Here is a 23,470-nt window from a genome sequence, read left to right as displayed (position 1 = left end):
TCATTAAAAAAAATTTAAAAAAAAAATAAAATAGCTATTAAATATAAAAAATTTAATAGTTAATTTTAATATTTTAACAATTTTTTTTAAAAAAAAATTAAAAATATAAGAAAAATATTAAAAAAATAAAATTGTAATAATTTATCCCATAAGATTTATTATATAAAAAAAATTATTAAAATCTTATAAAGAATTTCAAAAAAAAAAAAAAAAAAAAATTTTAAAAAAAATTAAAAAATATTAATTTTAATAATAATAGTTTCTTTTAATATAAAAAAAATATAATCTTTTTAAATTAAATAATAAAAACTTTAAAAAAAAATAAATTATTAAAAAAAAAATATAAAAACTATATATAATAATAAATATTTTAAAATAAAATAAAAAATTTATTAATTTTATAAAATTAAATCCTTAAAATTATAAAAAATTTATTTAAAATTATCTATAATAAATAAAAATATATTTATTTTTCAATTGCTACACGTAATTTTTTCATTGCATTTTTTTCTAATTGACGTACTCTTTCTGCAGAAATTCCATAATATTCAGCTATTTTTTTTAAAGTTATTTTTCTATTATCATCATCATATAACCATCTCGAATTAATAATATTTCTACTTCTTTTATCTAATCGATCTAAAGCAATAATTAATTTATTATTAATATATTTACACCAATTATTTTTTTCAAAAACAATAGAAAAATTAGAATTATTATCTTTTAAATAATGTATAGTAATTTTATTATTTTTTCTAAAAATTGAAGATTGCAAAGGGAAAGGATTAAAAGTTATATCTTTAGAAAACATCCTTTTTTCCATTTCTTGTACATCATTACTATTAACATTTAATTTTTTAGCAACAACATTTAACTCTATAATATTAAACCAACCAATTTTTTTTTTAATTCTTCTCAAATTAAAAAATAATTTTCTTTGAGATTTTGTAGTAGCAACTTTAACAATTCTCCAATTTCTTAATACATATTCATGTATTTCTGATTTAATCCAATGAACAGCAAAAGATACTAACCGTACCCCAATAATAGGATTAAATCTTCTTAATGCTTTCATTAATCCAATATTTCCCTCTTGAATTAAATCATTATATAATAAACCATATCCATAATAATTTTTTGTAATATGAATTACAAATCTTAAATGTGATAAAATTAACATTCTAAAAGAACTTAAATCACCATATCTATAAAATCTTAAAGATAAATATTTTTCTTCTTCTAAAGATAATAAAGGTAAAATATTTACTGCTCTTATATAAGAATCTAAATTCCCTACAATAGGTATTTTTAAACATCTAATTTTATTACAAACGGTCATTTTAAAAAAATTCCTATAATTTAAATATCATAATATTTTATTTTTTAAAAAAAAAATTTATTATATAAAAAAAAATAAAACCTAAGAAAAAAATTTAAAATATTTTAAAAACAAATTTTAAAAATAAAATTTATTTTATTTTTTTAAAAAAATTATTTATATATTCTTTACTATTAAAAACATATAAATCTTTTTTACTTTCTCCAATAGATACATAACTAATTGGTATAGAAAATTTTTTAATTATAGAAAAAATTACCCCACCTTTTGCTGTACTATCTAATTTTGTTAAAATAATACCATTAATATTAAACAATTTATTAAATATTTTAGCTTGAAAAATAGAATTTTGTCCTATAGTAGCATCTAATGTTAATAAAATTTCATGAGGAGCATAATAATCAATTTTTTTTATAACCCTAATAATTTTTTTTAATTCTTTTATTAAAGATAAATTACTACTAAAACGACCTGCAGTATCAATAATTAATATATCTATTTTTTTAGATTTAGCAGACTGAATAGCATCATAAATAACAGATGCAGAATCAGAACCTTGTTTTTGAGAAATTACAGAAATAGAATTTATTTTTCCCCATTTTTTCAATTGATCTATCGCTGAAATCCTATAAGTATCACCAGCAGCTAACATAACAGATTTTCCAGAAATAATATATTTAAAAGCTAATTTTCCTACCGAACTTGTTTTTCCAACCCCATTTACTCCAATTACTAATATAATATAAGGAGAATAAAATTTATTACTTTTATATGGAGTAATATTTAATAATATTTTTTTTAATTTATTTTTTAAAATAGAATATAAAATTTTAGAATCATTAATACCTTTATTATTAATTTCTAATTTTATTTTTTTTATTATTTCATTTGTAAATTTTATTCCAAAATCCGATAATATTAATTTATTTTTTAATTTTTTAATAAAATATTTATCTATTTTATCACTTACAAAAATTTTTTTAATATTAGCAGAAATTTTTTTAGTTATATTTTTCCATTTTAATGATAATTTTGAAAAAAAATTATTTTTTGAAATATTTTTTTTTTTATTTTTATTTTTTGAAATATTTTTTTTTTTATTTTTATTTTTTGAAAAAAAATTTAAAAAAAAACTTTTTTTAATATTTATCATAATAATTACCTAAAAATATATAATAAAATAAAATATTTATTTTAAAAAAAATATTTATTATATAAAATAAAATTTAATAAAAAAAATATAAAATATGAAAAAAAATTTTATTCGAATAAACAGTGGAATATTTAAAAATAGAAAAATAACATTTAAAAAAAAAAATAAAATTAGACCAACAACAAGTTTTAATCGAATTACTTTATTTAATTGGTTAAAACCTTATATTAAAAATTCTTTATGTTTAGATTGTTTTTCTGGAACAGGTTCTTTAGGAGTAGAATCAATTTCTAATTTAGCTAAATTTGTTACAATATTAGAAAAAAAAAAAAAAATAATAAAAATAATTAAAAAAAACATAAAAAAATTACAAATTAAAAATATAAAAATAATTAAAACAAATGCAATTCAATGGTTAAATAAAAAAGGAATACCTTATGATATTATATTTTTAGATCCACCATATTATAATTCAATATTACAAAAAACAATATTTATGATAGAAAAAAATAACTGGATAAAATTTAATTCAATTATATATATTGAAAAAGCAAAAAATCATAAAAACTTAATTATTCCAAAAAATTGGTTATTATATAAAAAAAAAAAATTAAAAAAAATAATATTTTATTTATATTTTTGTAAATAAAAAATAATATTTTAAATTTAATCTTTATTTATAAAATTTTATTAATTTTAAAATAAAAAAAAATAAATTATGGATATAAATATGTTAATAGGAACAAATTTAAAAAATTTTCTAAAAAATCCCTTAAAAATATTAAAAAAAATTAAAAAAAAAAAATTAATTATTTTTAAAAAAAAAATACCAATTATGTATATTTTAAATATAAAAACATTTAATAAACTATTAAAATATAAAATAAAATATAAAAATTACAAAAAAAAAATAAAAAAAACAGAAAAAAATAAAAAATTTATTATGCATAAACATTGGAAACCAGATAAAAATTTTTTAAAACAAGCTTCATTATGGGGAATTAAATTATATAAAACTGCAACAAAAACAGAACTTGCTTCATTTATTTCATATTGGAATGCAGAAAAAAGATCATTTTATCATATACAATGGCAACAAAAATTAGCAAGAAATCTACAACAAATTAGAAATATGATAAATATAAAAAAAAAAAACATAAACAATATTTCTAAACTAGAATATAAAATACCATATGGATTTAGAGGAGAATAACATGTATAAATATAAAAATTTTTTAAAAAAATTAAAAAAAATAATGCCAAATAACATAAAACCAAAATTTAAAAATGAAAAAGAATTATTTTTTTGGAATCAAAAACAAGGAATAATATCCTCAAAAACAATAATAAAAAAAAATAAAATAAAAAAAATAAAAAAAAATTTTAATCAATCAGGTATAAAAAAATTATACATAAATTGTTCTTTTAATAATTATAAAATATTTAATCAAGGGCAAAAAAAAGCATTATTAGCAGCTAAAAAATACGCAAAAAAATTTCATAAAAATATTGCAAATTTTATATTTTCAGGAAAATCAGGAACAGGAAAAAATCATTTAGCATCTGCAATAGGAAATTATTTAATAATTAATGGAAAAAGTGTATTAATTGTAACAGTAGCAGATTTAATGTCAAACATGAAAAATACATTTAATAAAAAAAATAATACAACAGAAGAAAAATTATTAAATAAATTAAGTACAGTTGATCTTTTAATAATAGATGAAATAGGAATACAAACTGAATCTAGATATGAAAAAATAATAATTAATCAAATTGTTGATAGAAGATCATCTTCAAAATTATCTACTGGAATGCTATCAAATTTAGATTATAAAGGAATGAATATACTTTTAGGGGAAAGGGTAATAGACAGAATGAGATTAGGAAATAGTTTATGGGTAAACTTTGAATGGGAAAGTTATAGAAAAAATATTAAAAATTAAAATTATTTTAAAGAAAATAAATTAACGATCTCTAGAAATATATGTTTCTGATCGAGTATCAATTTTTATAATATCTCCAATTTTTATAAATAAAGGAACTTTAATTATTACACCAGTACTTAATGTAGCAAACTTACTAAAAGAAGAAACACTATCTCCTTTAATAACATTCTCTGTTTTAATAACTTTTAATTTAACAAAATTTTTTAATATAATATTAATAGGATTATTATTCCATAATAAAATTTCACAAATATCTTGCGGAATTAACCATTTATAATTATTTCCGATGATAGATTTTTTAATATATATTTGATTAAAATTTTCATCATCCATAAAAATCCACATTTTATTATCATTATATAAATAAATAAATTTTTTTTTAATAATATCAGCTGACTTTAAATGTTCTGAAGCTTTAAAAGTTTTATTAATTAAAGTACCTGTTAATAAACGTCTTAATTTTAAACGAACAAAAGCTTTTCCTTTTCCAGGATTAATAAATTCACTAAATTCTATATTATAAGGTTCAAAATTTAAAATTATTTTTCTTCCACATTTAAAATTATTAACAAATGACATTTTAATAAACCTTTATTTAAAAAAAAAATATCATCCCGAAAAAAAATTCGGGATGAAAAAAATATATTGTAAATAAAAACTACATCATTCCACCCATTCCACCCATTCCAGCGCTAGATGGATTATTATTTCCTAAATCCGTTTTTTCTTCTTTAAGTAAATCTGTTACCATACATTCAGTAGTAATCATTAAACCTGCAACAGATGCTGCATATTGTAAAGCAGATCTAGTAACTTTAGTAGGATCTAAAATACCAAAATTAATCATATCACCATATTGATCAGTAGCTGCATTATAACCATAATTTCCTTTTCCATCTTTTACATTATTAGTAACTACAGATGGTTCTTCTCCAGAATTCGCAACAATTTGACGTAAAGGAGCTTCCATTGCTCTTAATGCAACTCTTATTCCTACATTTTGATCTTCATTTTGACCATTAATAGTAGAAATTTTTTCCGCTACTCTAACTAATGCTACTCCACCACCTGGAACAACTCCTTCTTCAACAGCAGCTCTAGTAGCATGTAAAGCATCTTCTACACGAGCTTTTTTTTCTTTCATTTCTACTTCAGTAGCAGCTCCTACTTTTAAAACCGCAACACCTCCAGATAATTTTGCTAATCTTTCATTAAGTTTTTCTTTGTCATAATCTGAAGTTGCTTCTTGTATTTGTTGACGTATTTGATTTACTCTACTATGAATTGAATGTTTTTCTCCTACACCTCCAATAATAGTAGTAGTTTCTTTAGTTATCACAACTCTTTTTGCTTGTCCTAAATCTTCTAAAGTTGATTTTTCTAATTCCATAGCTAATTCTTCAGATATTAAAGAACCTCCTGTTAAAATAGAAATATCTTGTAACATTGATTTTCTACGATCACCAAAACCAGGAGCTTTTACTGCAGCAATTTTAACAATTCCACGCATAGAATTAACTACTAATGTTGCTAAAGCTTCCCCTTCTAAATCTTCTGAAATAATTAATAATGGTTTACCTGCTTTAGCTACCGCTTCTAATATTGGTAACAACTCTCTAACACTAGATATTTTTTTATCAGCCATTAAAATATATGGATTTTCTAATTCTACTAAACCAGAATCAGGTTTATTTATAAAATAAGGAGATAAATATCCTCTATCAAATTGCATACCTTTCACTACTTCTAATTCATTTTGCAAACCAGTTCCTTCTTCAACAGTAATAACTCCATCATTACCAACTTTTTCCATAGCTTCCGCAATTAAAGATCCAACTTTTTCATCTGCATTTGCAGAAATAGTTCCAACTTGTGTAATAGCTTTCGAATCAGAACAAGGAACAGATAAATTTCTTAATTCATCTACAGCACTAATAACAGCTTTATCTATTCCTCTTTTTAAATCCATAGGATTCATACCTGCAGCAACAGCTTTTAAACCTTCATTAACAATAGATTGGGCTAATAAAGTAGCAGTAGTAGTACCATCACCAGCAGCATCATTTGCTTTAGAAGCTACTTCTTTAACCATTTGCGCGCCCATATTTTCAAATTTATCTTCTAATTCAATTTCTCTAGCTACAGAAACTCCATCTTTTGTTATACTAGGAGCTCCAAAAGATTTATCTAAAACAACATTTCTACCCTTTGGTCCTAAAGTAACTTTTACAGCATCTGCTAATACATTTACGCCTCGAAGCATTTTAATTCTAGCTTCATTACCAAATTTTACATCTTTAGCGGCCATTTAAAATTTCCTTAAAGCGTATATTATCAATAAATTTTTTATATTTTATTTTTCAATAATAGCTAAAATATCATTTTCATTAATAATTAAAACTTCTTTGTTATTTATTTTTTCTACTTTAGCTCCATATCCTTCATTAAAAATTACTAAATCTCCAATTTTAACATCTAATGGTTTAATTTTTCCATTATCTAAAATACGACCTTTTCCAACAGAAATAACCTTTCCTCTAGTAGATTTTTCTGCAGAATTTCCAGTTAAAACAATTCCCCCTGCAGATTTAGATTCTATTTCTTGTCTTTCAATAACTACACGATCATGCAATGGACGAATTTTCATGATATAATTCCTCTTTATATTGCAATCAAAATTTAATTATTTACATTAATTAAAAATANNAAAAATTATTTATAACAATTAATATATTGGGATTTATTTTAATAAATTCAAGGTTTTAAAAATTTTTTATTTTTTTTTAAAATATTACATATTTAAAAAATAAATATTGACTTTTTATATAATTTAATGTTTCAATATTAATTAATTGCCCGAATAGCTCAGTTGGTAGAGCAGGGGACTGAAAATCCCCGTGTCGGTGGTTCAATTCCGCCTTCGGGCATTAATATAATAAAATAAATAATATTAAAATAAATTATTTTCCTATACAAAAATTAGAAAAAATATATGATATAATTTTTTTAGAAGTAACAGAACCATAAATTTCATTTAATAATTTTTGAGAAAAAAATAAATCTTCAGCTAATAATTCAATATTTCTAGATAAAATCCATTTTTTTTTTATTTTTAAAAGAAAATTTTTAGTAGATTTTAAAATATTCAAATGTCTACTTTTTACTATAAAATTAGCTTCATTATTAATTAATAATTTTGTTTTTTTAATTAAAAATTTTCGAATTAAATCAATTCCTAAATTATTCAATGTTGAAATATAAATATATTTTATACCTTTAATTTTATATTTAATAATTTTTTTTTTATTATATAAATCAAATTTATTTAAAATAATTAAAAAATTTTTTTTAATTAATAATTTTGATAAAAATTTAGATAAAATTTGTAATTGAATAAAATTATTTAAATTAATATCAATAACAAAAAAAATATAATCAGCATTTTTTATTTCTTTAATTGCTCTTTTTATTCCTATGTTTTCTATAACATTATCAGTTTCATGTATTCCAGCAGTATCTACCAACTCAAACAAAACACCATTAATACTAAAATTTTCATGCAAAGTATCTCTTGTAGTTCCTTTTATATTAGTTACTATAGATCTATTATTAAATAATAATTTATTAAAAATACTTGATTTTCCTACATTAGGAGGACCAGCAAGAACTATTTTAATTCCATTTTTTAATATTTTACTATTATTAGACATATTTATAATTTTATTTATAGAAAAAATTATATTATCAATATTTTTTTCTATATTTAAATTTAAAAAATATTCTTCTTCATTTTCAAAAAAATCAATTCTAACTTCTATTTCAGATCGAAATACAATTATTTTTTGAATAATATTTTTAATATATTTAGAAAAAAAACCATGTAAAGATTTTAATGAACATTTTAATTCTATTTCAGATCTAGAATTAATTAAATCATTAATAGCTTCTGCTTGTATTAAATCTATTTTTTTATTTAAAAACGCTCGCTCAGAAAATTCTCCTTTTCTAGCTATACGAATATTTTTAATACTTGTAATAATATCAATTAATAAATTTAATAATATTGGACTTCCATGCGTTTGTAGTTCTAATACATCTTCTCCAGTAAAAGAATTAGGACCAGGAAACCATAAAGCTATTCCTTTATCAATAATATTATTTGATAAATCAAAAAAAGATAAATAAGTAGCAATTTTAGGTTTTGGTATTATTTTTAATATTTTTAAAGAAACTAAAGAAGATAAAACACCAGATACTCTTATTATCCCAACTGCACTTTTACCATAAGGAGTTATTTGAGCAACGATAGTATCATTAAAAAACATAAATAACCTATATTAAAATATAATATTAATTAATATTTTTTTTAAAAAAATACGAAATCCAACATTGTTGAAAAATAGTAATCATGTTACTTATAAAATAATATAATACTAATCCAGAAGGAAACCAAATAAAAAAAAAAGAAAAAATAAAAGGAATAATATTCATAATTATTTTTTGAAAATTATCAGATATATTATTAATTGATTCTTTTTGTAAATACCACATAGTAAAACCCATTAAAAAAGGTAAAAAATAAAATGGATCTTTTTCAGATAAATCTTTAATCCAAAAAATAAATGGAGAATGTCTTAATTCAATTGAATTATTTAACATATTATATAAAGATAAAAAAATTGGCATTTGAATTAATATAGGTAAACAACCACCTAATGGATTTATTTTATTTTTTTTATATAAATACATTAATTTTTTACTCATCTTTTGTTTATCATTATTAAATTTTTTTTTAATATAATTAATTTTTGGTTGCAATAATTTTATTTTACACATAGATATATATTGCGATTTTGTTATAGGATATAATAATATTTTAATAAATAAAGTTATACTAATTATAGAAAAACCCCAATTATTTGTATAAAAATAAAAAAAATTTAACAATTTAAATAACGGTTTAGAAATAAAAGAAAAAAAACCATAATCAATAATTAAATTTAAATTAGGAGCTAAAAAATAAATTTTATCATATATTTTAGGACCAACAAATAATTTTGAAGAAAAAACACCAAAAGAATAAGGATTAATTAAAAAATTTTTAAAAATATAACCAATTTCTATATAATTATCATAATTTTTTTTTATATAAATATCATTGATTTCATTTATTTTTGGAATCCAAGAAGAAAAAAAATATTGCTGTAAAATAGAAATCCAACCAGAAGATGTACTAATATTATTATCATGAATATCATTTAATTTTAAATTTACAAATTTTTTATTATCACTAGAATAAGATAAATTATTATATTCTTTAGAAAATAAATTATTTAAAAAAAAATATTTATTATTAGAACCATTAATATTTTTAATTAATTTATTATAAAAATTAAAATTTATTTTTTTATTTGTAAAATTATTTATTTTATATTGTATTTCAATATCATATGAATTTTTCTTAAAAATAAAAGTTTTTGTAAATATTACCCCATCATTAGAAATATTATACATAGGAACAAATAAAAAAAAATTATTTTTCTCTAACTCAAAAAATTTTTTTTCAGTAAAAAAAAAAATATTTTTTTTTTTTATAATATTATTTTTATAATTTTGAATAATTTCTGTTTTAGCTTGATATATATTATCTTTTTTATTATTTAATATAGTTAAAATTTTTTCAGAATTTAATTTTTCTTTATAATTACATAAACTTAATTTTTCAATATTACCATTTAATAAATTAATAACTATATTAAATAAATCAGTTTTTATAAAAATTTTAGAATTATTAATATTATTTAATAAATTTTCATTTTTAAAAAAATAATTTTTATTTTCATAAAAATTAATTTTTTGTAAACCATTAAAAAAATTTCTATTAAAATAAGTAATTATAATAAAAAAAAATAAAATAAAAAAAAAAAAATAAAAAAAACGTTTTAAAATCATTTTATTAATCTCATATTTATAAATTTGAAAAATCAAATCCTCCAGAATGAAAAATATTACATTTTAATAATCTCAAAAAAACAAAATATAATGATTTTATAAAATTATATTTTTTAAAGATTTTTATTGCATAATTAGAACAAGAAGGATAAAAACGACAATTAGAAACAAAAAAAATACTAAAACTTATTTGATACAATTTTATTATTAAAATTATTAATCTATTAAAAAATGATAATGAAAAAACCAAAATTCCTCCAAAATAGAAATAAAATTTAATTTATTTAAATGAATTATTTTATTTTTAATAATTATTATAAAATCCATAGGAATTAATTGATATTGATATAATCTAAATTTTTCTCTAATTAATCTTTTGATATAATTTCTAATATTTGAATATTTTACATTTCTTTTATTAATACAAAAACCAATCCTAGAATATTTTAATAAATTTAAACGACTTAATAATATAAAATATAAATTTTTAATAACATAAGGTTTTTTAAAAACATAATCAAATTCTAAAATATTTAGTATTTTCTTTTTTTTTTTAAAAAAAAAATTATTCATACATTAAGTTTTATAATATAAACTTAAGATGATACAGTTAAACGACTTCTCAATTTTTTTCTTCTTCTAGATAAAATTAATCTTCCATTTTTTGTTGACATTCTAGATCTAAAACCATGAACTCTATATTTCTTTAACAATGAAGGTTGAAAAGTTCTTTTCATTTTATTTCATTTCCTCTAAAAAAATAAAAAAAATAAATAACTTTTAAAAAATAAATATTAATAATATATTTTATAAATATATTAAAAAATATAACTAAATATATTATTTATGAAATTTACTATATACCAAAAAAAACTAATAGAAAAATTAAAAATAATAAATTCTATAATAACAAAAAACCAAAAAAATAAAATTTTAGAAAATATTTTAATAACAATTAAAAAAAAAACTTTATTTTTAATTAGCACTGATTTAGAAAAAGAAATAATAGTAAAAACATCTAAAATTAAAAATATAATAGAAGGAAAAATTACTATATCAGGACAAAAAATATTAAATCTTTGTAGAAATATTAATGAAAATGTTAAAATAATTTTTATTTTAATAAAAAATAAAATGAAAATTATAGCAAATAAAAGTAAATTTTTAATTTTAACTTTACCTGCTTCAAATTTTCCTAGAATATATATTAATAATACAAAAAAAAAAAATTTTTTTTTAATTTCAGAAAAAAAATTAAAATATATGATTTTCAAAACAAAATTTTCAATGGGGATTAAAGATGTAAGATATTATTTAAATGGAATTTTATTAGAAATTAAAAAAAATAAATTATTTATTGTTGCTACAGATGGATATAGAATGGCATTATGTAGTATTAAAATAAATATAAAATATAATAATTACAAAATAATTATTCCAAGAAAATCTATATTAGAAATTTATAAATTACTAAAAGAAAATAATAAGAATTTAATAAAAATTAAAATTTTTAAAAATAATATTATTATTAACATAAGAAATATAATATTTATTAGTAAATTAATAGAAGGATTATTTCCAAATTATTATAATGTATTATTAAAAAATATTAAATATAAAATTTCTTTTAATAAAAATTTATTAAAAAAAACTTTATTAAGAACATCAATTTTTTGTTATGAAAATTTTCATGGAGTATGTATGAAAATTAATAAAAATATATGTAAAATAACAACAAATAATCAAGAAGAAAAAATATTAGAAAAAATAAAAATTTTAAATCTTACAAAAAAAATAGAAATAACTGCAAATATATTTTATATATTAGATGTAATAAATGTAATTTATAAAAAAAATATTTCTTTTTTTTTAAAAAAAACTAATTCAAAAATACAAATTTTAGAAAAAAATAAATTTTTATCTGTTTATGTAATTATGCCAATAAATTTATAAATATTTTAAAAATTTTAAGAAATATTTCAATAAGGAAAATAAATGTCAAATTCTTATAATTCATCTAATATTAAAATATTAAAAGGATTAGATGCAGTTAAAAAAAGACCAGGAATGTATATTGGAAATACAGATGATGGTACTGGTTTACATCATATGATATTTGAAATTATTGATAATTCTATTGATGAAGCATTAGCTGGATATTGTAATAAAATAAAATTAAAAATTGAAAATGATAATTCTATTTCTATTAAAGATAATGGAAGAGGAATACCAACTGATATACATCCAGAAGAAGGAATTTCTGCAGCAGAAGTAATTATGACTATGTTACACACTGGAGGAAAATTTGATAATAATTCATATAAAATATCTGGAGGATTACATGGAGTAGGAATTTCTGTAGTAAATGCTCTTTCAAAAAAATTAAAATTAACAATTTTTAAAAAAAAAAAAATTTATCAACAAATATATATTAACGGAACTCCTAAAAAACCTTTAAAAATTATTGGTAAATGTAATAAAACAGGAACAAAAATACAATTTTGGCCAAATAAAAAAATTTTTAATAATAATATAAAATTTAATTATCAAATAATATTTAATAGATTACAAGAATTATCCTTTCTAAATTCAGGAATAAAAATTATTTTAAATTATAAAAAAAAAAAAATAAAAAATATTTTTTATAATAAAGGAGGTATAAAATCTTTTATAAAATTTCTAAATAAAAAATATAACAATATTCATCAAAATATTTTTTACTTAAAAAAAAAAAAAAAAAAAATTCAATTAGAAATAGTAATGCAATGGAATAATTCTTTTAAAGAAAATGTAATATGTTTTACTAATAATATTCCACAACATGAAGGAGGAACTCATTTAATTGGATTTAAAGCTGCAGTAACAAGAACTATTAATAATTATATTGATAAAGAACAATATAAAAAAAAAAATAAAATTAATACTATTGGAGATGATGTAAGAGAAGGATTAACAGCAATTATATCTATAAAATTACCTAATCCTAAATTTTCTTCACAAACTAAAGAAAAATTAGTCTCATCTGAAGTAAAACCAATTATAGAATCTTTAATAAATGAAAATTTATTAAATTATCTTATGGAACATCCTCAAGATGCTAAAATAATTACTAATAAAATTATTGACGCAGCTAAAATTAGAGAAATTGCAAAAAGAAATAGAGAAATTATAAGAAAAACAAATACTTCAGAAATATTAGGATTACCTGGAAAATTATCTGATTGTCAAGAAAAAAACCCTAAATATTCTGAAATATATTTAGTAGAAGGAGATTCTGCAGGAGGATCTGCAAAACAAGGAAGAAACAGAAAAAATCAAGCTATTTTACCATTAAAAGGAAAAATATTAAATGTAGAAAAAGCAAAATTTGAAAAAATGATTATTTCACAAGAAATTTCTACATTAATTACTGCTTTAGGTTGTGGAATAATAGATAAAAAAAAATTTAAAATAAATAAATTAAGATATCATAAAATAATAATAATGACTGACGCTGATATTGATGGATCGCATATAAGAACATTATTATTAACTTTTTTTTATAGAAAAATGCCAGAAATTATAGAAAAAGGTTATTTATTTATTGCAAAACCTCCTTTATACAAAATTAAATATAATAAAAAAGAAAAATATATTAAAAATGATAAAAATTTAAAAAAATATCAAACAAAAATTATGTTAAATAATACATCTATTAATTATACTAATTCTCACAAAAAAATATTTAATAAAAAAAAATCTAAAAAAATTTTAAAAAAAACCAATAAAATATATCAATTAATTAATTTAAATAAAAAAAAATATATTAAAAAAATTTTATATAAATTAATTTTTTATAAACCTATAAATAATTTTTATGACCCAAAAAAAATAAAAATATGGTTTAAAAATTTTATAAATTATTTAAACAAAAATAAAAAAAAAAAAAAATATATAGGAATAAATAAATTTAAAAATATAAATTATAAAATAAAATTAATTATAAAAACTAATAATTTTTATAAAAAAAAAATATATATTCTAGATTTAAAATTTTTTAAAAGTAATTTTTATAAAAAAACATCAATTTTATTTAAAAAAATAAAAAAAATTTTAAAAAAAAAAATTTATTTAATAAAAAACAAAAAAAAATATAATTTAAAAAAATTTGAAAATATAATAAAATGGTTAATAAAAGAATCTAAAAAAAAAATATCTATACAAAGATATAAAGGTTTAGGAGAAATGAACCCTGAACAATTATGGAACACTACAATGAATCCAAATACTAGAAGAATGTCACAAGTAACTATAAAAAATTGTATTAATGCAAATAATTTATTTTCAATTTTAATGGGAGATATAGTAGAACCTAGAAGATATTTTATAGAAAAAAATGCATTAAAAGCAAAAAATATAGATATATAATAATATTTATTATAAAAAATAAATGGCAGGATATTATTTCCTGCCGAAAAAAAAAATAAATATTTTTAAAATATTTTAAAAAAAAATTTTAATATTTTAATATTTTATAAAAATTTGAAGAAATATTATGAAAATCTTTTTTTTTATTTATTTTATTTATTTTTTTTTTAATATTCTTTAAAAAAAATAACATTTTTTTATTATTATATTTTTTAAATTTTATTGCAAAATCTGAAATAATAATAACTTTATTATATGTAATTTGTAAAATACCTCCTAATACATATATATATATTATTTTTTTATTTATAAATATTTTTAAAAAACTAGGCTTAATAAAAGTTAATAAATTTATATGTTTAGGATAAATTCCTAATTCTCCTTCAATACCTGAAACTATTATTTTATTAACTAAATCAGAAAAAATATGATTTTTGAAACTTACAACATTTAAATAAATCATTTTATAATCCATTTTAATTAATATAATGATTTTTTTTTAATATCTTTAATTGAACCGATCATATAAAAAAATTGTTCTGGAACAGAATCATATTTTCCTTCAATAATCCCTTTAAATCCAAGAATAGTATCTTTTAAAGTAACATATTTACCTTTATAACCAGTAAATATTTCAGCAACAAAAAATGGTTGAGATAAAAATTTTTGTATTTTTCTTGCTCTAGAAACTAAAATTTTATCAGATTCTGATAATTCATCCATTCCTAAAATTGTTATTATATCTTTCAGTTCTTGATATCTTTGCAAAATAGATTGAACTTTTCTTGCAACATTATAATGTTCTTTTCCAACTATTTTAGGATCTAATTGACGACTAGAAGAACTTAAAGGATCAATAGCAGGATATATTCCTAAAGAAGCAATATTTCTACTTAATGTTATAATAGAATCTAAATGTGAAAAAGTTGTTGCTGGAGAAGGATCTGTTAAATCATCAGCAGGAACATAAACAGCTTGTATAGATGTAATTGATCCTGTTTTAGTAGAAGTTATTCTTTCTTGTAATTTTCCCATTTCTTCAGATAATGTAGGTTGATAACCTACAGCTGAAGGTATTCTTCCTAACAAAGCAGATACTTCCGTTCCCGCTAAAGTATATCTATATATATTATCAATAAATAACAATACATCTTTTCCTTCATCTCTAAATTTTTCTGCTATAGTTAAACCTGTAAAAGCAACTCTTAATCTATTTCCTGGAGGTTCATTCATTTGACCATAAACTAAAGAAACTTTATTTAAAACTTTTGAATCTTTCATTTCATAATAAAAATCATTACCTTCTCTAGTTCTTTCTCCTACTCCAGTAAACACTGAATATCCAGAATGAGCAACTGCTATATTTCTTATTAATTCCATCATATTAACTGTTTTACCAACTCCAGCTCCTCCAAATAAACCTACTTTACCACCTTTAGAAAAAGGACAAATTAAATCAATAACCTTAATTCCTGTTTCTAAAATTTCTTGAGAATTAGATTGATAAATATAATCTGGAGGTTTATTATGAATAGATCTAAATTCAATATTTTTATTACAATTTTTATTAAAAGAACCTTTCATATCTATAGGTTCTCCTAAAACATTCATAATTCTACCTAATGTTATTTTTCCTACTGGAATTTTTATTTCATGTCCTAAATTAATAACTTTTAATCCTCTTTTTAAACCATCAGAAGAACCCATTGATATTGTTCTTACTACTCCTGATCCTAATTGTTGTTGTACTTCTAAAATAATATTATTATTAACATTATTTTTAACTTTTAAAGCATAATAAATTTTAGGTATATTTTTTTTAGAAAATTTTACATCAACTATAGAACCAATAATTTGTATAATTTTTCCATACATTATTATTAACCTTTAATTTTATTTTAAATTATAAAATTGCAGAAGCACCAGAAACAATTTCATTTAATTCTTGTGTTACATTTGATTGTCTTATTTTATTAAATAAAACTTGTAAATTTTTAATCATGTTATTACTATTATCAGTAGCATTTTTCATAGAAATCATTCTTGATGCTTGCTCACATGAAGAATTTTCTAAAAAAGAATGATATATTTTTGTTATAAAATATTTTTTAAAAATTTTATTTAATAAATATTTTTTATTTGGTTCATATAAATAATTTTTAATATTTTTATATATATTTTTTTTTTTTTTTTTAAAAGGTAATATTTGTTTTATTTTTGGTATTTGTATAATTTTATTTTCAAAATAATTATTTGCAAGAAATATATGATCAAAAAAAAATTTTTTATACATATAAAAAATTTTTTTTAAATAAGGAAAAATTTCTTTATAATTAGGAGTTTCTTGAATATTATTTATATATTTAATAATATTGCAATTATTATTTTTAAAAAATAAATAACCTTTTAATCCAAAAATAAATAATTTTGAAGAAATATTTTTTTTTTTATATTTATTAATTTTATTTAATATTTTTTTAAAAAGATTGTTATTTAAACTTCCACATAACCCTTTTTCTGTAGAAATAACTATAATAATAATTTTTTTCATTTTTATATTATTATTTAAAAAAATATTTTTTTGATTATAATTAGATAATAAAAAATTATTAATAATTTTTTTCATAAAAAAAATATAAAATCTATTATTTTTCATTAATAATTCTATTTTTCTCATTTTAGTAATAGATATCATTTCCATAGCTTTAGTTATTTTTTTAGTATTTAAAATACTTCCAATTTTATTATTTATATCTTTAATATTAACAGTCATTAAAATGTTCTCAAAAAAAATATATATTATAATAAAATATATATTATTTATTATTTTCTGTAAATTTTTTTAAAAATAAAAATAATTTTTTTTTTATTTTTTTATTATATTCTCCTTTAATATTTATTTTTTTTATTAATTTTTTATGTTTTTTTTTAAAAGAAAATAAAATTTTTTTTTCAAAAGATTTAATTTTTTTAATATCAATATTTTTTAAAAACCCTTTTTCTGAAGCAAAAAGAATTAAAGCTTGTTCAGCAATACTCATAGGTAAATATTGTTTTTGTTTTAAAATTTCTATTAATTTTTTTCCATGTATTAATTGTTTTTTAGTAACTTTATCTAAATCAGAAGAAAATTGTGAAAAAGAAGATAATTCTCTATATTGAGCTAATAAAGTTCTAATTTTAGAAGATAAAATTTTAATAATTTTAGTTTGTGCTGCACTTCCAACTCTAGATACTGATAATCCAGGATTTACAGCTGGTCTAATTCCAGAATTAAATAAATTAGATTCTAAAAATATTTGTCCATCCGTTATAGAAATAACATTAGTTGGAACAAAAGATGAAACATCTCCTTCTTGTGTTTCAATAATTGGTAAAGCTGTTAATGAACCACTTTTTTTATTAATTTTACCTTTAGAAATATAATTAATATATTTAGATGTAACATTAGAAGCTCTTTCTAATAATCTAGAATGTAAATAAAAAATATCACCAGGAAAACCTTCTCTACCTGGAGGTCTTCTTAATAATAAAGAAATTTGTCGATAAGATATTGCATGTTTAGTTAAATCATCATAAACAATTAAAGCATCTTTACCTTTATTTCTAAAATATTCACCCATAGAACATCCAACATAAGGAGATAAATATTGCAAAGAAGCAGATTCAGAAGCAGAAGCTACAATAATTATAGTATTTTTTAGTGCTTTATTTTCATCTAATTTTTTTACAATATTTAATACTGTAGATATTTTTTGCCCAATAGCTACATAAATACAAAAAACATTATTTTTTCTTTGATTAATTATAGTATCAATTGCTAAAGAAGTTTTTCCAGTTTGACGATCTCCTATAATTAATTCTCTTTGACCTTTTCCAATAGGAATCATAGAATCAATAGCTTTATATCCAGTTTGTATTGGTTTATTTATTCTTTTCCTATCAATTACCCCAGGTGCTATATTTTCTACTGGAAAAAAATTTTTACTTATAATTTTTCCTTTTCCATCAATTGGTTGAGCTAATGCATTAATTACTCTTCCTAAAAAATTATAACCAACAGGTATTTCTAAAATTTTTCCTGTACATCGAACTAACATTCCTTCAGTAATATTTTCAAATGAACCTAAAACAATTGCTCCTACTAAATCTATTTCTAAATTTAAAGCAATTGCAAATTGTTTAAAAGAAGAATTATTATCTATATATAACATTTCGCCTTGCATAACTTCTGATAATCCATTAATTTTTATAATTCCATCAATAACAGAAATTATTTTTCCTTCATTATATATTGATTTAACAATATTAAATTTTTTAATTCTTTTTTGAATTAACTCGCTAATTTCCTTAGTATTTAATTTCATATGTAATTTTCTCTTAACATTTTTTAAAAAAANTAAATATTTAAAATTTTTTTAAAAATTCACAAATAGAAGCATTATATATTAAATTTTTTATTTTTATAATTATCCCTCCTATTATTAATTTATTTTTAAAAAATTTAAAAAAAAATTTTTTATTCTTAAATTTATTTTTTTTTTTAATTTTTTTTTTAATTTTTTTTTTAATTTTTTTTTTTTTATTTTGATTTAATTTATTAAATGTAATAATTTTAATTAAAATATATTTTTTATATTTATTTTGTAAATATATTAATTTTTTTAATATTTTTTTAAATAATAATAAATGTTTATTAAATGTCATAATTTTTATTAAATTAATACATTCTTTATTAATTTTATTTTTACATATTTTTGTTAATATTAAGGATATTTTCTTTTGAGAAAATTCATTTTTTAAAAAAAAAATAAAATATTTATTTTTAATAATTTTTGAACAAAATAATAACATTTTTTTCCAAAATTTAATATTTTTTTTTTTTTTTGATAATTTAAATATTGACATTGCATAAATTTTTACAATATTTTTAAATAAAAACACTTTAAATTTCCTTAAAATTTATCATTATTTTTTTTATTAATTTATTATGTTGATTAATATCTAATGAATTTTTTATAATTTTTTTTGTTAATAATATTACTATTTTTTTCATTTCCAACAATAACTCTTGACGAATGTTATTTTTTATAATGTTAATATCTTTATTATTTTGTTTTAAAATTTTTTTTTTTAAAATATTTGCTTTATTTTTTGTTTTTTCTAAAATAAAATTTTTATCTTCATATGCTTTATTAATTATTTTAAAAATATATTTTTTAATTTTTTTTTTTTTTTCTTTTATATTATATTTTATATTTTTAATTTTTTTTTTATTATTTTTAATTTTTTTAAATTCATTTTTAATTTTTTTTTTTCTATTTTTAATCGTTAATATAATAGGAGGCCAAATATAATACATACAAAACCAAACAAAAAAAATAAAAGAAATAATTTGTCCAAAAATAGTAACATTTAAATTCATATTTTCATTTCCTTATTATAATAAAATAAAAAATCTTTACGTTAATTTATATAACGTAAAGATATAATATTTTAATTTTTTAAATATTATAATTAAATAAAAATTGTTTAAATAATAGCAAACATCATATACAAAGAAAGACCTACCGAAATCATAGGAATTGCATCTACTAATCCCATAACAATAAAAAATTGTGTTCTTAACATAGGTACTAAATCTGGTTGTCTTGCAGCAGATTCTAAAAATTTACCACCTAAAATTCCTATTCCAATAGCAGCTCCAATAGAAGCTAATCCAATCATAATTGAAGAAGAAATATATAACATACTTATATCTATATTTTCCATAGTAACCTTATAAAAAAATTTTTATATAATTTTATTAATTTTTATTTATTGCCATTGATAAATAAACAATAGTTAAAACCATAAAAATAAATGCTTGTAATACAATTATTAAAATATGAAAAATAGCCCAAGGGACTATTAAAACCCACTGTAACCACCATGGTAAAAAACTATTAATAAGAATAAAAATCATTTCACCAGAATAAATATTTCCAAATAATCTTAAACCTAAAGAAATTGGTTTAGAAAATAAATTAATAATTTCTAAAAAAAAATTAAATATATAAAATATTGGATAATTAAAAGGATGTGTAAATATTTCTTTTAAAAAACCTTTAAAAGTTTTAATTTTAATACTATAAAAAATTATTAAAATTAATATTGATAAAGACATAGAAAGTGTAATATTAATATCTGCAGAAGGAACAATTCTAATATTAGATATATTAAAAAAATATTTCATTAATAAAGGAAATAAATCAATTGGTATCAAATCCATACAATTCATTAAAAATATCCAAATAAAAATTGTTAAAGATAAAGGACCAATTAAATTATTTTTATAATTATTTGGAAATATTTCTTTAATATTATTATTAACAAATTCAATAATCATTTCAATAAAAATTTGTAACTTATTTATTTTATTATTTAAAGAATTTTTAGAAATTTTATAAAAAAAAAATAAAAAAATAAATCCTAAAAAAAAAGAAAAAAAAAATGAATCAATATTTAAAATAAAAAAATTTTTTTTATAATTTATATTTGTATTAATAAAATTAAAATTTAATAAATTAAATTGTAAATGATGTAAATGATGATTAATATATTGTTGAGGGTTTAATATTTTTTCTAAAATCATAATTAATAACCTTATTAAAATTTTTATAAAAAATAAAATTTTAATAAATTTTATTTATTTTATTATTTTTTACAATAATATTATAAAATAGAAATAATTTTAAAAAAAATAATAAAACATAACAACAATAAAAAATAAAAAAAATAAAAAATTTAATTTTTATTTTTCTTAAAATAATTTAATATAATAGAAATAGCTGCAGGAGTTATTCCTGAAATTAACAAAGCTTTATTTAAATTAGAAGGTTGATATAAATTTAATTTATAAATAACTTCATTAGATAAACCTTTTATTTTAGAATAATCAAATTTTTTTTTAAAATAATTATTTTTTTTTTGATATAATTTTTGTATTTTTATTTCTTTTTTTTGTCTTTTAATATAACCTTTATATTTTATATTAGTTTCAACTTGTTCAATAATAGAAAAATCAATATTTTTAATTTTTTTAAAAAAATCAAATTTAGTTAAATATTTAAAATTTATTTCTGGATATTTTAATAAATTTTTAATATTAATTTTTTTTTTAATTTTTTTTTTTAATATTTTATTAATTTTTTTATTTTCTTTAGAATTTGATAAAATATTTATATTATTAAATTTATTTAAAACATATTTTATATTTTTTTTTTTTAAAAGATAAAATTTCCATCTTAAATTATTAATTAAATTTAATTCTTTTGCTAATTTTGTTAAACGTAAATCAGCATTATCTTCTCTTAATAATAATCTATATTCAGCTCTAGAAGTAAACATTCTATATGGTTCTTTTGTTCCTTTTAAACATAAATCATTAATTAATACTCCTAAATATGCTTCATGTCTTTTTGGATACCATAATGGTTTTTTTAAAATTTTTAATCCTGCATTAATACCTGCTAATAAACCTTGTGAAGCAGCTTCTTCATAACCAGTAGTTCCATTAATTTGTCCTGCTAAAAATAAATTTTTTATTATTTTACTTTCTAAATTAAAATATAAATCTCTAGGATCAAGATAATTATATTCTACTGCATAACCAGGTTTTGAAATAACTGCCTTTTCTAAACCATAAATTGAATTTATTATTTTTTTTTGTATAGAAAATGGTAAACTAGTAGAAATTCCATTCGGATAAATTTCATTATTGAATAAACCTTCTGGTTCTAAAAAAATTTGATGTGAATTATGATGTTTAAATTTCATTATTTTATCTTCTATAGAAGGGCAATAACGAGGTCCAATACTTTTAATAGTTCCATTATACATTGGACTTTTATAAATATTATTTTTTATTATTTTATGTGTATTTTCATTTGTATAGGTTAAAAAACATTTAATTTGTTTCAAATGTTTTATATTATTTTTTAAAAAAGAAAATTTAGGTATAGGAATATCACTTTTTTGATAATTTAATTTTTTAAAATTTATTGTATTTATTAATATTCTTGGAGGAGTTCCTGTTTTTAATTTATTAATATTAAAAGAAAATTTTTTTAATTGTTTAGATAATTTTATAGAAGAAAAATCATTAATACGACCTCCAGAAAAAATATTTTTTCCTATATATATTTTTCCAGATAAAAATGTTCCTGTAGTTAAAATAGTTATTTTAGAATAAATTTTTTTTTTATTATTTAATTTTACTCCAATAATTTTTTTATTTTTTATAATTAATTTAATTACTTCTGATTGTAATATATTTAAATTTTTTTGTTTTTTTAAAAAAAACATTATAGCTTTATGATAAGTAAATCGATCAGCTTGTGCTCTTAATGAACGAACAGCTATTCCTTTACTAAAATTAAGTATTTTAAAATGAATTCCAGAATAATCAATTGCTCTTGCCATAACTCCACCTAATGCATCTATTTCTTTAACTAAATGACTTTTTCCAATTCCTCCAATTGAAGGATTACAAGATAAAGATCCTATATTATTAATATTATTAGTAATTAATAAAGTTGAACAACCCATTTTAGATGATGCAATTGATGCTTCAGTTCCTGCATGCCCTCCTCCTATTACAATAACATCTATTTTTTTATTAAAAATCAT

24 protein-coding genes and 1 tRNA gene are annotated in these 23,470 nt (G+C 17.9%); 6 read left to right on the top strand and 19 right to left on the bottom strand.

Annotation, left to right across the window (positions count from 1 at the left end):
- Positions 1-466 precede the first annotated feature (466 nt).
- Together rpoH and ftsY are read right to left on the bottom strand one after the other, a co-directional pair.
- On the bottom strand, positions 467-1,339 hold the full coding sequence (gene rpoH, locus RJT27_RS00125) for an RNA polymerase sigma factor RpoH (RefSeq protein WP_343189479.1): 873 nt from the start codon (positions 1,337-1,339) through the stop codon (positions 467-469).
- A gap of 130 nt (positions 1,340-1,469) precedes the next feature.
- On the bottom strand, positions 1,470-2,492 hold the full coding sequence (gene ftsY, locus RJT27_RS00120; protein WP_343189478.1) for a signal recognition particle-docking protein FtsY: 1,023 nt from the start codon (positions 2,490-2,492) through the stop codon (positions 1,470-1,472).
- Positions 2,493-2,586: 94 nt separating this feature from the next.
- On the opposite strand from ftsY, the gene rsmD reads away from it, so the two are divergent.
- From rsmD to dnaC, 3 genes are all read left to right on the top strand, one after another.
- The gene (gene rsmD / locus RJT27_RS00115; protein WP_343189477.1) at positions 2,587-3,141 is read left to right on the top strand and encodes a 16S rRNA (guanine(966)-N(2))-methyltransferase RsmD; all 555 of its coding nucleotides are present in this window, start codon (positions 2,587-2,589) and stop codon (positions 3,139-3,141) included.
- A gap of 81 nt (positions 3,142-3,222) precedes the next feature.
- Positions 3,223-3,705, top strand: a complete 483-nt coding sequence (locus RJT27_RS00110) for a DnaT-like ssDNA-binding domain-containing protein (protein WP_343189476.1) — start codon at positions 3,223-3,225, stop codon at positions 3,703-3,705.
- A 1-nt stretch (position 3,706) separates the two neighbouring features.
- Positions 3,707-4,438, top strand: coding sequence for a DNA replication protein DnaC (gene dnaC, locus RJT27_RS00105; protein WP_343189475.1), 732 nt, complete (start codon positions 3,707-3,709; stop codon positions 4,436-4,438).
- Positions 4,439-4,459: 21 nt separating this feature from the next.
- Here dnaC and efp read toward each other — a convergent pair whose 3' ends face one another.
- The 3 genes from efp to RJT27_RS00090 form a co-directional block, all read right to left on the bottom strand.
- A complete protein-coding gene (gene efp, locus RJT27_RS00100) occupies positions 4,460-5,020 on the bottom strand; it encodes an elongation factor P (RefSeq protein ID WP_343189474.1) in 561 nt (186 codons plus the stop codon).
- A gap of 79 nt (positions 5,021-5,099) precedes the next feature.
- Positions 5,100-6,749, bottom strand: coding sequence for a chaperonin GroEL (groL, locus tag RJT27_RS00095; protein WP_343189473.1), 1,650 nt, complete (start codon positions 6,747-6,749; stop codon positions 5,100-5,102).
- Positions 6,750-6,794: 45 nt separating this feature from the next.
- A complete protein-coding gene (locus RJT27_RS00090) occupies positions 6,795-7,088 on the bottom strand; it encodes a co-chaperone GroES (RefSeq protein ID WP_343189472.1) in 294 nt (97 codons plus the stop codon).
- 207 nt (positions 7,089-7,295) lie between these two features.
- On the opposite strand from RJT27_RS00090, the gene RJT27_RS00085 reads away from it, so the two are divergent.
- Positions 7,296-7,368, top strand: a tRNA-Phe gene (locus RJT27_RS00085).
- Between the two features lie 33 nt (positions 7,369-7,401).
- On the opposite strand, the gene mnmE is transcribed toward RJT27_RS00085, so the two are convergent.
- From mnmE to rpmH, 5 genes are read right to left on the bottom strand one after another with little or no spacing between them, the layout of a single operon-like run.
- Positions 7,402-8,766, bottom strand: a complete 1,365-nt coding sequence (gene mnmE / locus RJT27_RS00080; protein ID WP_343189471.1) for a tRNA uridine-5-carboxymethylaminomethyl(34) synthesis GTPase MnmE — start codon at positions 8,764-8,766, stop codon at positions 7,402-7,404.
- A gap of 25 nt (positions 8,767-8,791) precedes the next feature.
- Positions 8,792-10,393, bottom strand: coding sequence for a membrane protein insertase YidC (gene yidC, locus RJT27_RS00075; protein ID WP_343189470.1), 1,602 nt, complete (start codon positions 10,391-10,393; stop codon positions 8,792-8,794).
- Between the two features lie 16 nt (positions 10,394-10,409).
- Positions 10,410-10,643, bottom strand: coding sequence for a membrane protein insertion efficiency factor YidD (gene yidD, locus RJT27_RS00070; protein ID WP_343189469.1), 234 nt, complete (start codon positions 10,641-10,643; stop codon positions 10,410-10,412).
- Positions 10,610-10,966: a ribonuclease P protein component gene (gene rnpA, locus RJT27_RS00065; protein WP_343189468.1), complete on the bottom strand. Its 357-nt coding sequence runs from the start codon at positions 10,964-10,966 to the stop codon at positions 10,610-10,612. Before rnpA ends, yidD begins: the two co-directional genes overlap by 34 nt.
- A gap of 23 nt (positions 10,967-10,989) precedes the next feature.
- Positions 10,990-11,130 (bottom strand): 50S ribosomal protein L34, encoded by a 141-nt coding sequence (rpmH, locus tag RJT27_RS00060; RefSeq protein WP_343189467.1) that lies wholly within the window; start codon positions 11,128-11,130, stop codon positions 10,990-10,992.
- Positions 11,131-11,239: 109 nt separating this feature from the next.
- On the opposite strand from rpmH, the gene dnaN reads away from it, so the two are divergent.
- Both dnaN and gyrB read left to right on the top strand, forming a co-directional pair.
- Positions 11,240-12,346, top strand: a complete 1,107-nt coding sequence (gene dnaN, locus RJT27_RS00055; protein ID WP_343189466.1) for a DNA polymerase III subunit beta — start codon at positions 11,240-11,242, stop codon at positions 12,344-12,346.
- A 42-nt stretch (positions 12,347-12,388) separates the two neighbouring features.
- Positions 12,389-14,800: a DNA topoisomerase (ATP-hydrolyzing) subunit B gene (gene gyrB / locus RJT27_RS00050; RefSeq protein WP_343189465.1), complete on the top strand. Its 2,412-nt coding sequence runs from the start codon at positions 12,389-12,391 to the stop codon at positions 14,798-14,800.
- Positions 14,801-14,888: 88 nt separating this feature from the next.
- Here the strand turns inward: gyrB and atpC are convergent, their stop codons facing one another.
- The 9 genes from atpC to mnmG form a co-directional block, all read right to left on the bottom strand.
- Positions 14,889-15,263 carry an ATP synthase F1 subunit epsilon gene (atpC, locus tag RJT27_RS00045; protein WP_343189464.1) on the bottom strand — a complete coding sequence of 125 codons (375 nt, stop codon included), beginning with the start codon at positions 15,261-15,263 and terminating at the stop codon, positions 14,889-14,891.
- A 17-nt stretch (positions 15,264-15,280) separates the two neighbouring features.
- Positions 15,281-16,678, bottom strand: a complete 1,398-nt coding sequence (gene atpD, locus RJT27_RS00040; protein WP_343189644.1) for a F0F1 ATP synthase subunit beta — start codon at positions 16,676-16,678, stop codon at positions 15,281-15,283.
- Positions 16,679-16,703: 25 nt separating this feature from the next.
- Positions 16,704-17,573: an ATP synthase F1 subunit gamma gene (gene atpG, locus RJT27_RS00035; protein ID WP_343189463.1), complete on the bottom strand. Its 870-nt coding sequence runs from the start codon at positions 17,571-17,573 to the stop codon at positions 16,704-16,706.
- Between the two features lie 43 nt (positions 17,574-17,616).
- Entirely contained in the window at positions 17,617-19,167 is a 1,551-nt protein-coding gene (atpA, locus tag RJT27_RS00030; RefSeq protein ID WP_343189462.1) for a F0F1 ATP synthase subunit alpha, read from the bottom strand.
- Between the two features lie 40 nt (positions 19,168-19,207).
- Complete coding sequence (atpH, locus tag RJT27_RS00025; protein ID WP_343189461.1) at positions 19,208-19,744, bottom strand: ATP synthase F1 subunit delta; 537 nt, start codon at positions 19,742-19,744, stop codon at positions 19,208-19,210.
- Between the two features lies 1 nt (position 19,745).
- Positions 19,746-20,225, bottom strand: a complete 480-nt coding sequence (gene atpF, locus RJT27_RS00020; protein WP_343189460.1) for a F0F1 ATP synthase subunit B — start codon at positions 20,223-20,225, stop codon at positions 19,746-19,748.
- Positions 20,226-20,332: 107 nt separating this feature from the next.
- Positions 20,333-20,572: a F0F1 ATP synthase subunit C gene (gene atpE / locus RJT27_RS00015; RefSeq protein WP_343189459.1), complete on the bottom strand. Its 240-nt coding sequence runs from the start codon at positions 20,570-20,572 to the stop codon at positions 20,333-20,335.
- Between the two features lie 34 nt (positions 20,573-20,606).
- Complete coding sequence (gene atpB, locus RJT27_RS00010) at positions 20,607-21,434, bottom strand: F0F1 ATP synthase subunit A (RefSeq protein WP_343189458.1); 828 nt, start codon at positions 21,432-21,434, stop codon at positions 20,607-20,609.
- A 152-nt stretch (positions 21,435-21,586) separates the two neighbouring features.
- Complete coding sequence (gene mnmG / locus RJT27_RS00005; RefSeq protein ID WP_343189643.1) at positions 21,587-23,467, bottom strand: tRNA uridine-5-carboxymethylaminomethyl(34) synthesis enzyme MnmG; 1,881 nt, start codon at positions 23,465-23,467, stop codon at positions 21,587-21,589.
- Positions 23,468-23,470: the final 3 nt, after the last annotated feature.

The sequence above is a fragment of the Buchnera aphidicola (Greenidea ficicola) genome (assembly GCF_039386055.1).
Lineage (GTDB): Bacteria > Pseudomonadota > Gammaproteobacteria > Enterobacterales > Enterobacteriaceae > Buchnera_K > Buchnera_K aphidicola_A.
The sequence above is the reverse complement of the archived record's forward strand: the minus strand, read 5'-3'. Positions and strand labels throughout refer to the sequence as shown.

Bases quoted from the DNA above. Each gene is read 5' to 3' on its own strand.
- atpB (WP_343189458.1), bottom strand. From the start codon at position 21,434: ATGATTTTAGAAAAAATATTAAACCCTCAACAATATATTAATCATCAT.
- rpmH (WP_343189467.1), bottom strand. From the start codon at position 11,130: ATGAAAAGAACTTTTCAACCTTCATTGTTAAAGAAATATAGAGTTCAT.
- atpE (WP_343189459.1), bottom strand. From the start codon at position 20,572: ATGGAAAATATAGATATAAGTATGTTATATATTTCTTCTTCAATTATG.
- atpF (WP_343189460.1), bottom strand. From the start codon at position 20,225: ATGAATTTAAATGTTACTATTTTTGGACAAATTATTTCTTTTATTTTT.
- dnaN (WP_343189466.1), top strand. From the start codon at position 11,240: ATGAAATTTACTATATACCAAAAAAAACTAATAGAAAAATTAAAAATA.
- atpA (WP_343189462.1), bottom strand. From the start codon at position 19,167: ATGAAATTAAATACTAAGGAAATTAGCGAGTTAATTCAAAAAAGAATT.
- atpG (WP_343189463.1), bottom strand. From the start codon at position 17,573: ATGACTGTTAATATTAAAGATATAAATAATAAAATTGGAAGTATTTTA.
- dnaC (WP_343189475.1), top strand. From the start codon at position 3,707: ATGTATAAATATAAAAATTTTTTAAAAAAATTAAAAAAAATAATGCCA.
- efp (WP_343189474.1), bottom strand. From the start codon at position 5,020: ATGTCATTTGTTAATAATTTTAAATGTGGAAGAAAAATAATTTTAAAT.
- RJT27_RS00090 (WP_343189472.1), bottom strand. From the start codon at position 7,088: ATGAAAATTCGTCCATTGCATGATCGTGTAGTTATTGAAAGACAAGAA.
- groL (WP_343189473.1), bottom strand. From the start codon at position 6,749: ATGGCCGCTAAAGATGTAAAATTTGGTAATGAAGCTAGAATTAAAATG.
- ftsY (WP_343189478.1), bottom strand. From the start codon at position 2,492: ATGATAAATATTAAAAAAAGTTTTTTTTTAAATTTTTTTTCAAAAAAT.
- mnmE (WP_343189471.1), bottom strand. From the start codon at position 8,766: ATGTTTTTTAATGATACTATCGTTGCTCAAATAACTCCTTATGGTAAA.
- RJT27_RS00110 (WP_343189476.1), top strand. From the start codon at position 3,223: ATGTTAATAGGAACAAATTTAAAAAATTTTCTAAAAAATCCCTTAAAA.
- rpoH (WP_343189479.1), bottom strand. From the start codon at position 1,339: ATGACCGTTTGTAATAAAATTAGATGTTTAAAAATACCTATTGTAGGG.
- gyrB (WP_343189465.1), top strand. From the start codon at position 12,389: ATGTCAAATTCTTATAATTCATCTAATATTAAAATATTAAAAGGATTA.
- atpC (WP_343189464.1), bottom strand. From the start codon at position 15,263: ATGATTTATTTAAATGTTGTAAGTTTCAAAAATCATATTTTTTCTGAT.
- rnpA (WP_343189468.1), bottom strand. From the start codon at position 10,966: ATGAATAATTTTTTTTTTAAAAAAAAAAAGAAAATACTAAATATTTTA.
- yidC (WP_343189470.1), bottom strand. From the start codon at position 10,393: ATGATTTTAAAACGTTTTTTTTATTTTTTTTTTTTTATTTTATTTTTT.
- rsmD (WP_343189477.1), top strand. From the start codon at position 2,587: ATGAAAAAAAATTTTATTCGAATAAACAGTGGAATATTTAAAAATAGA.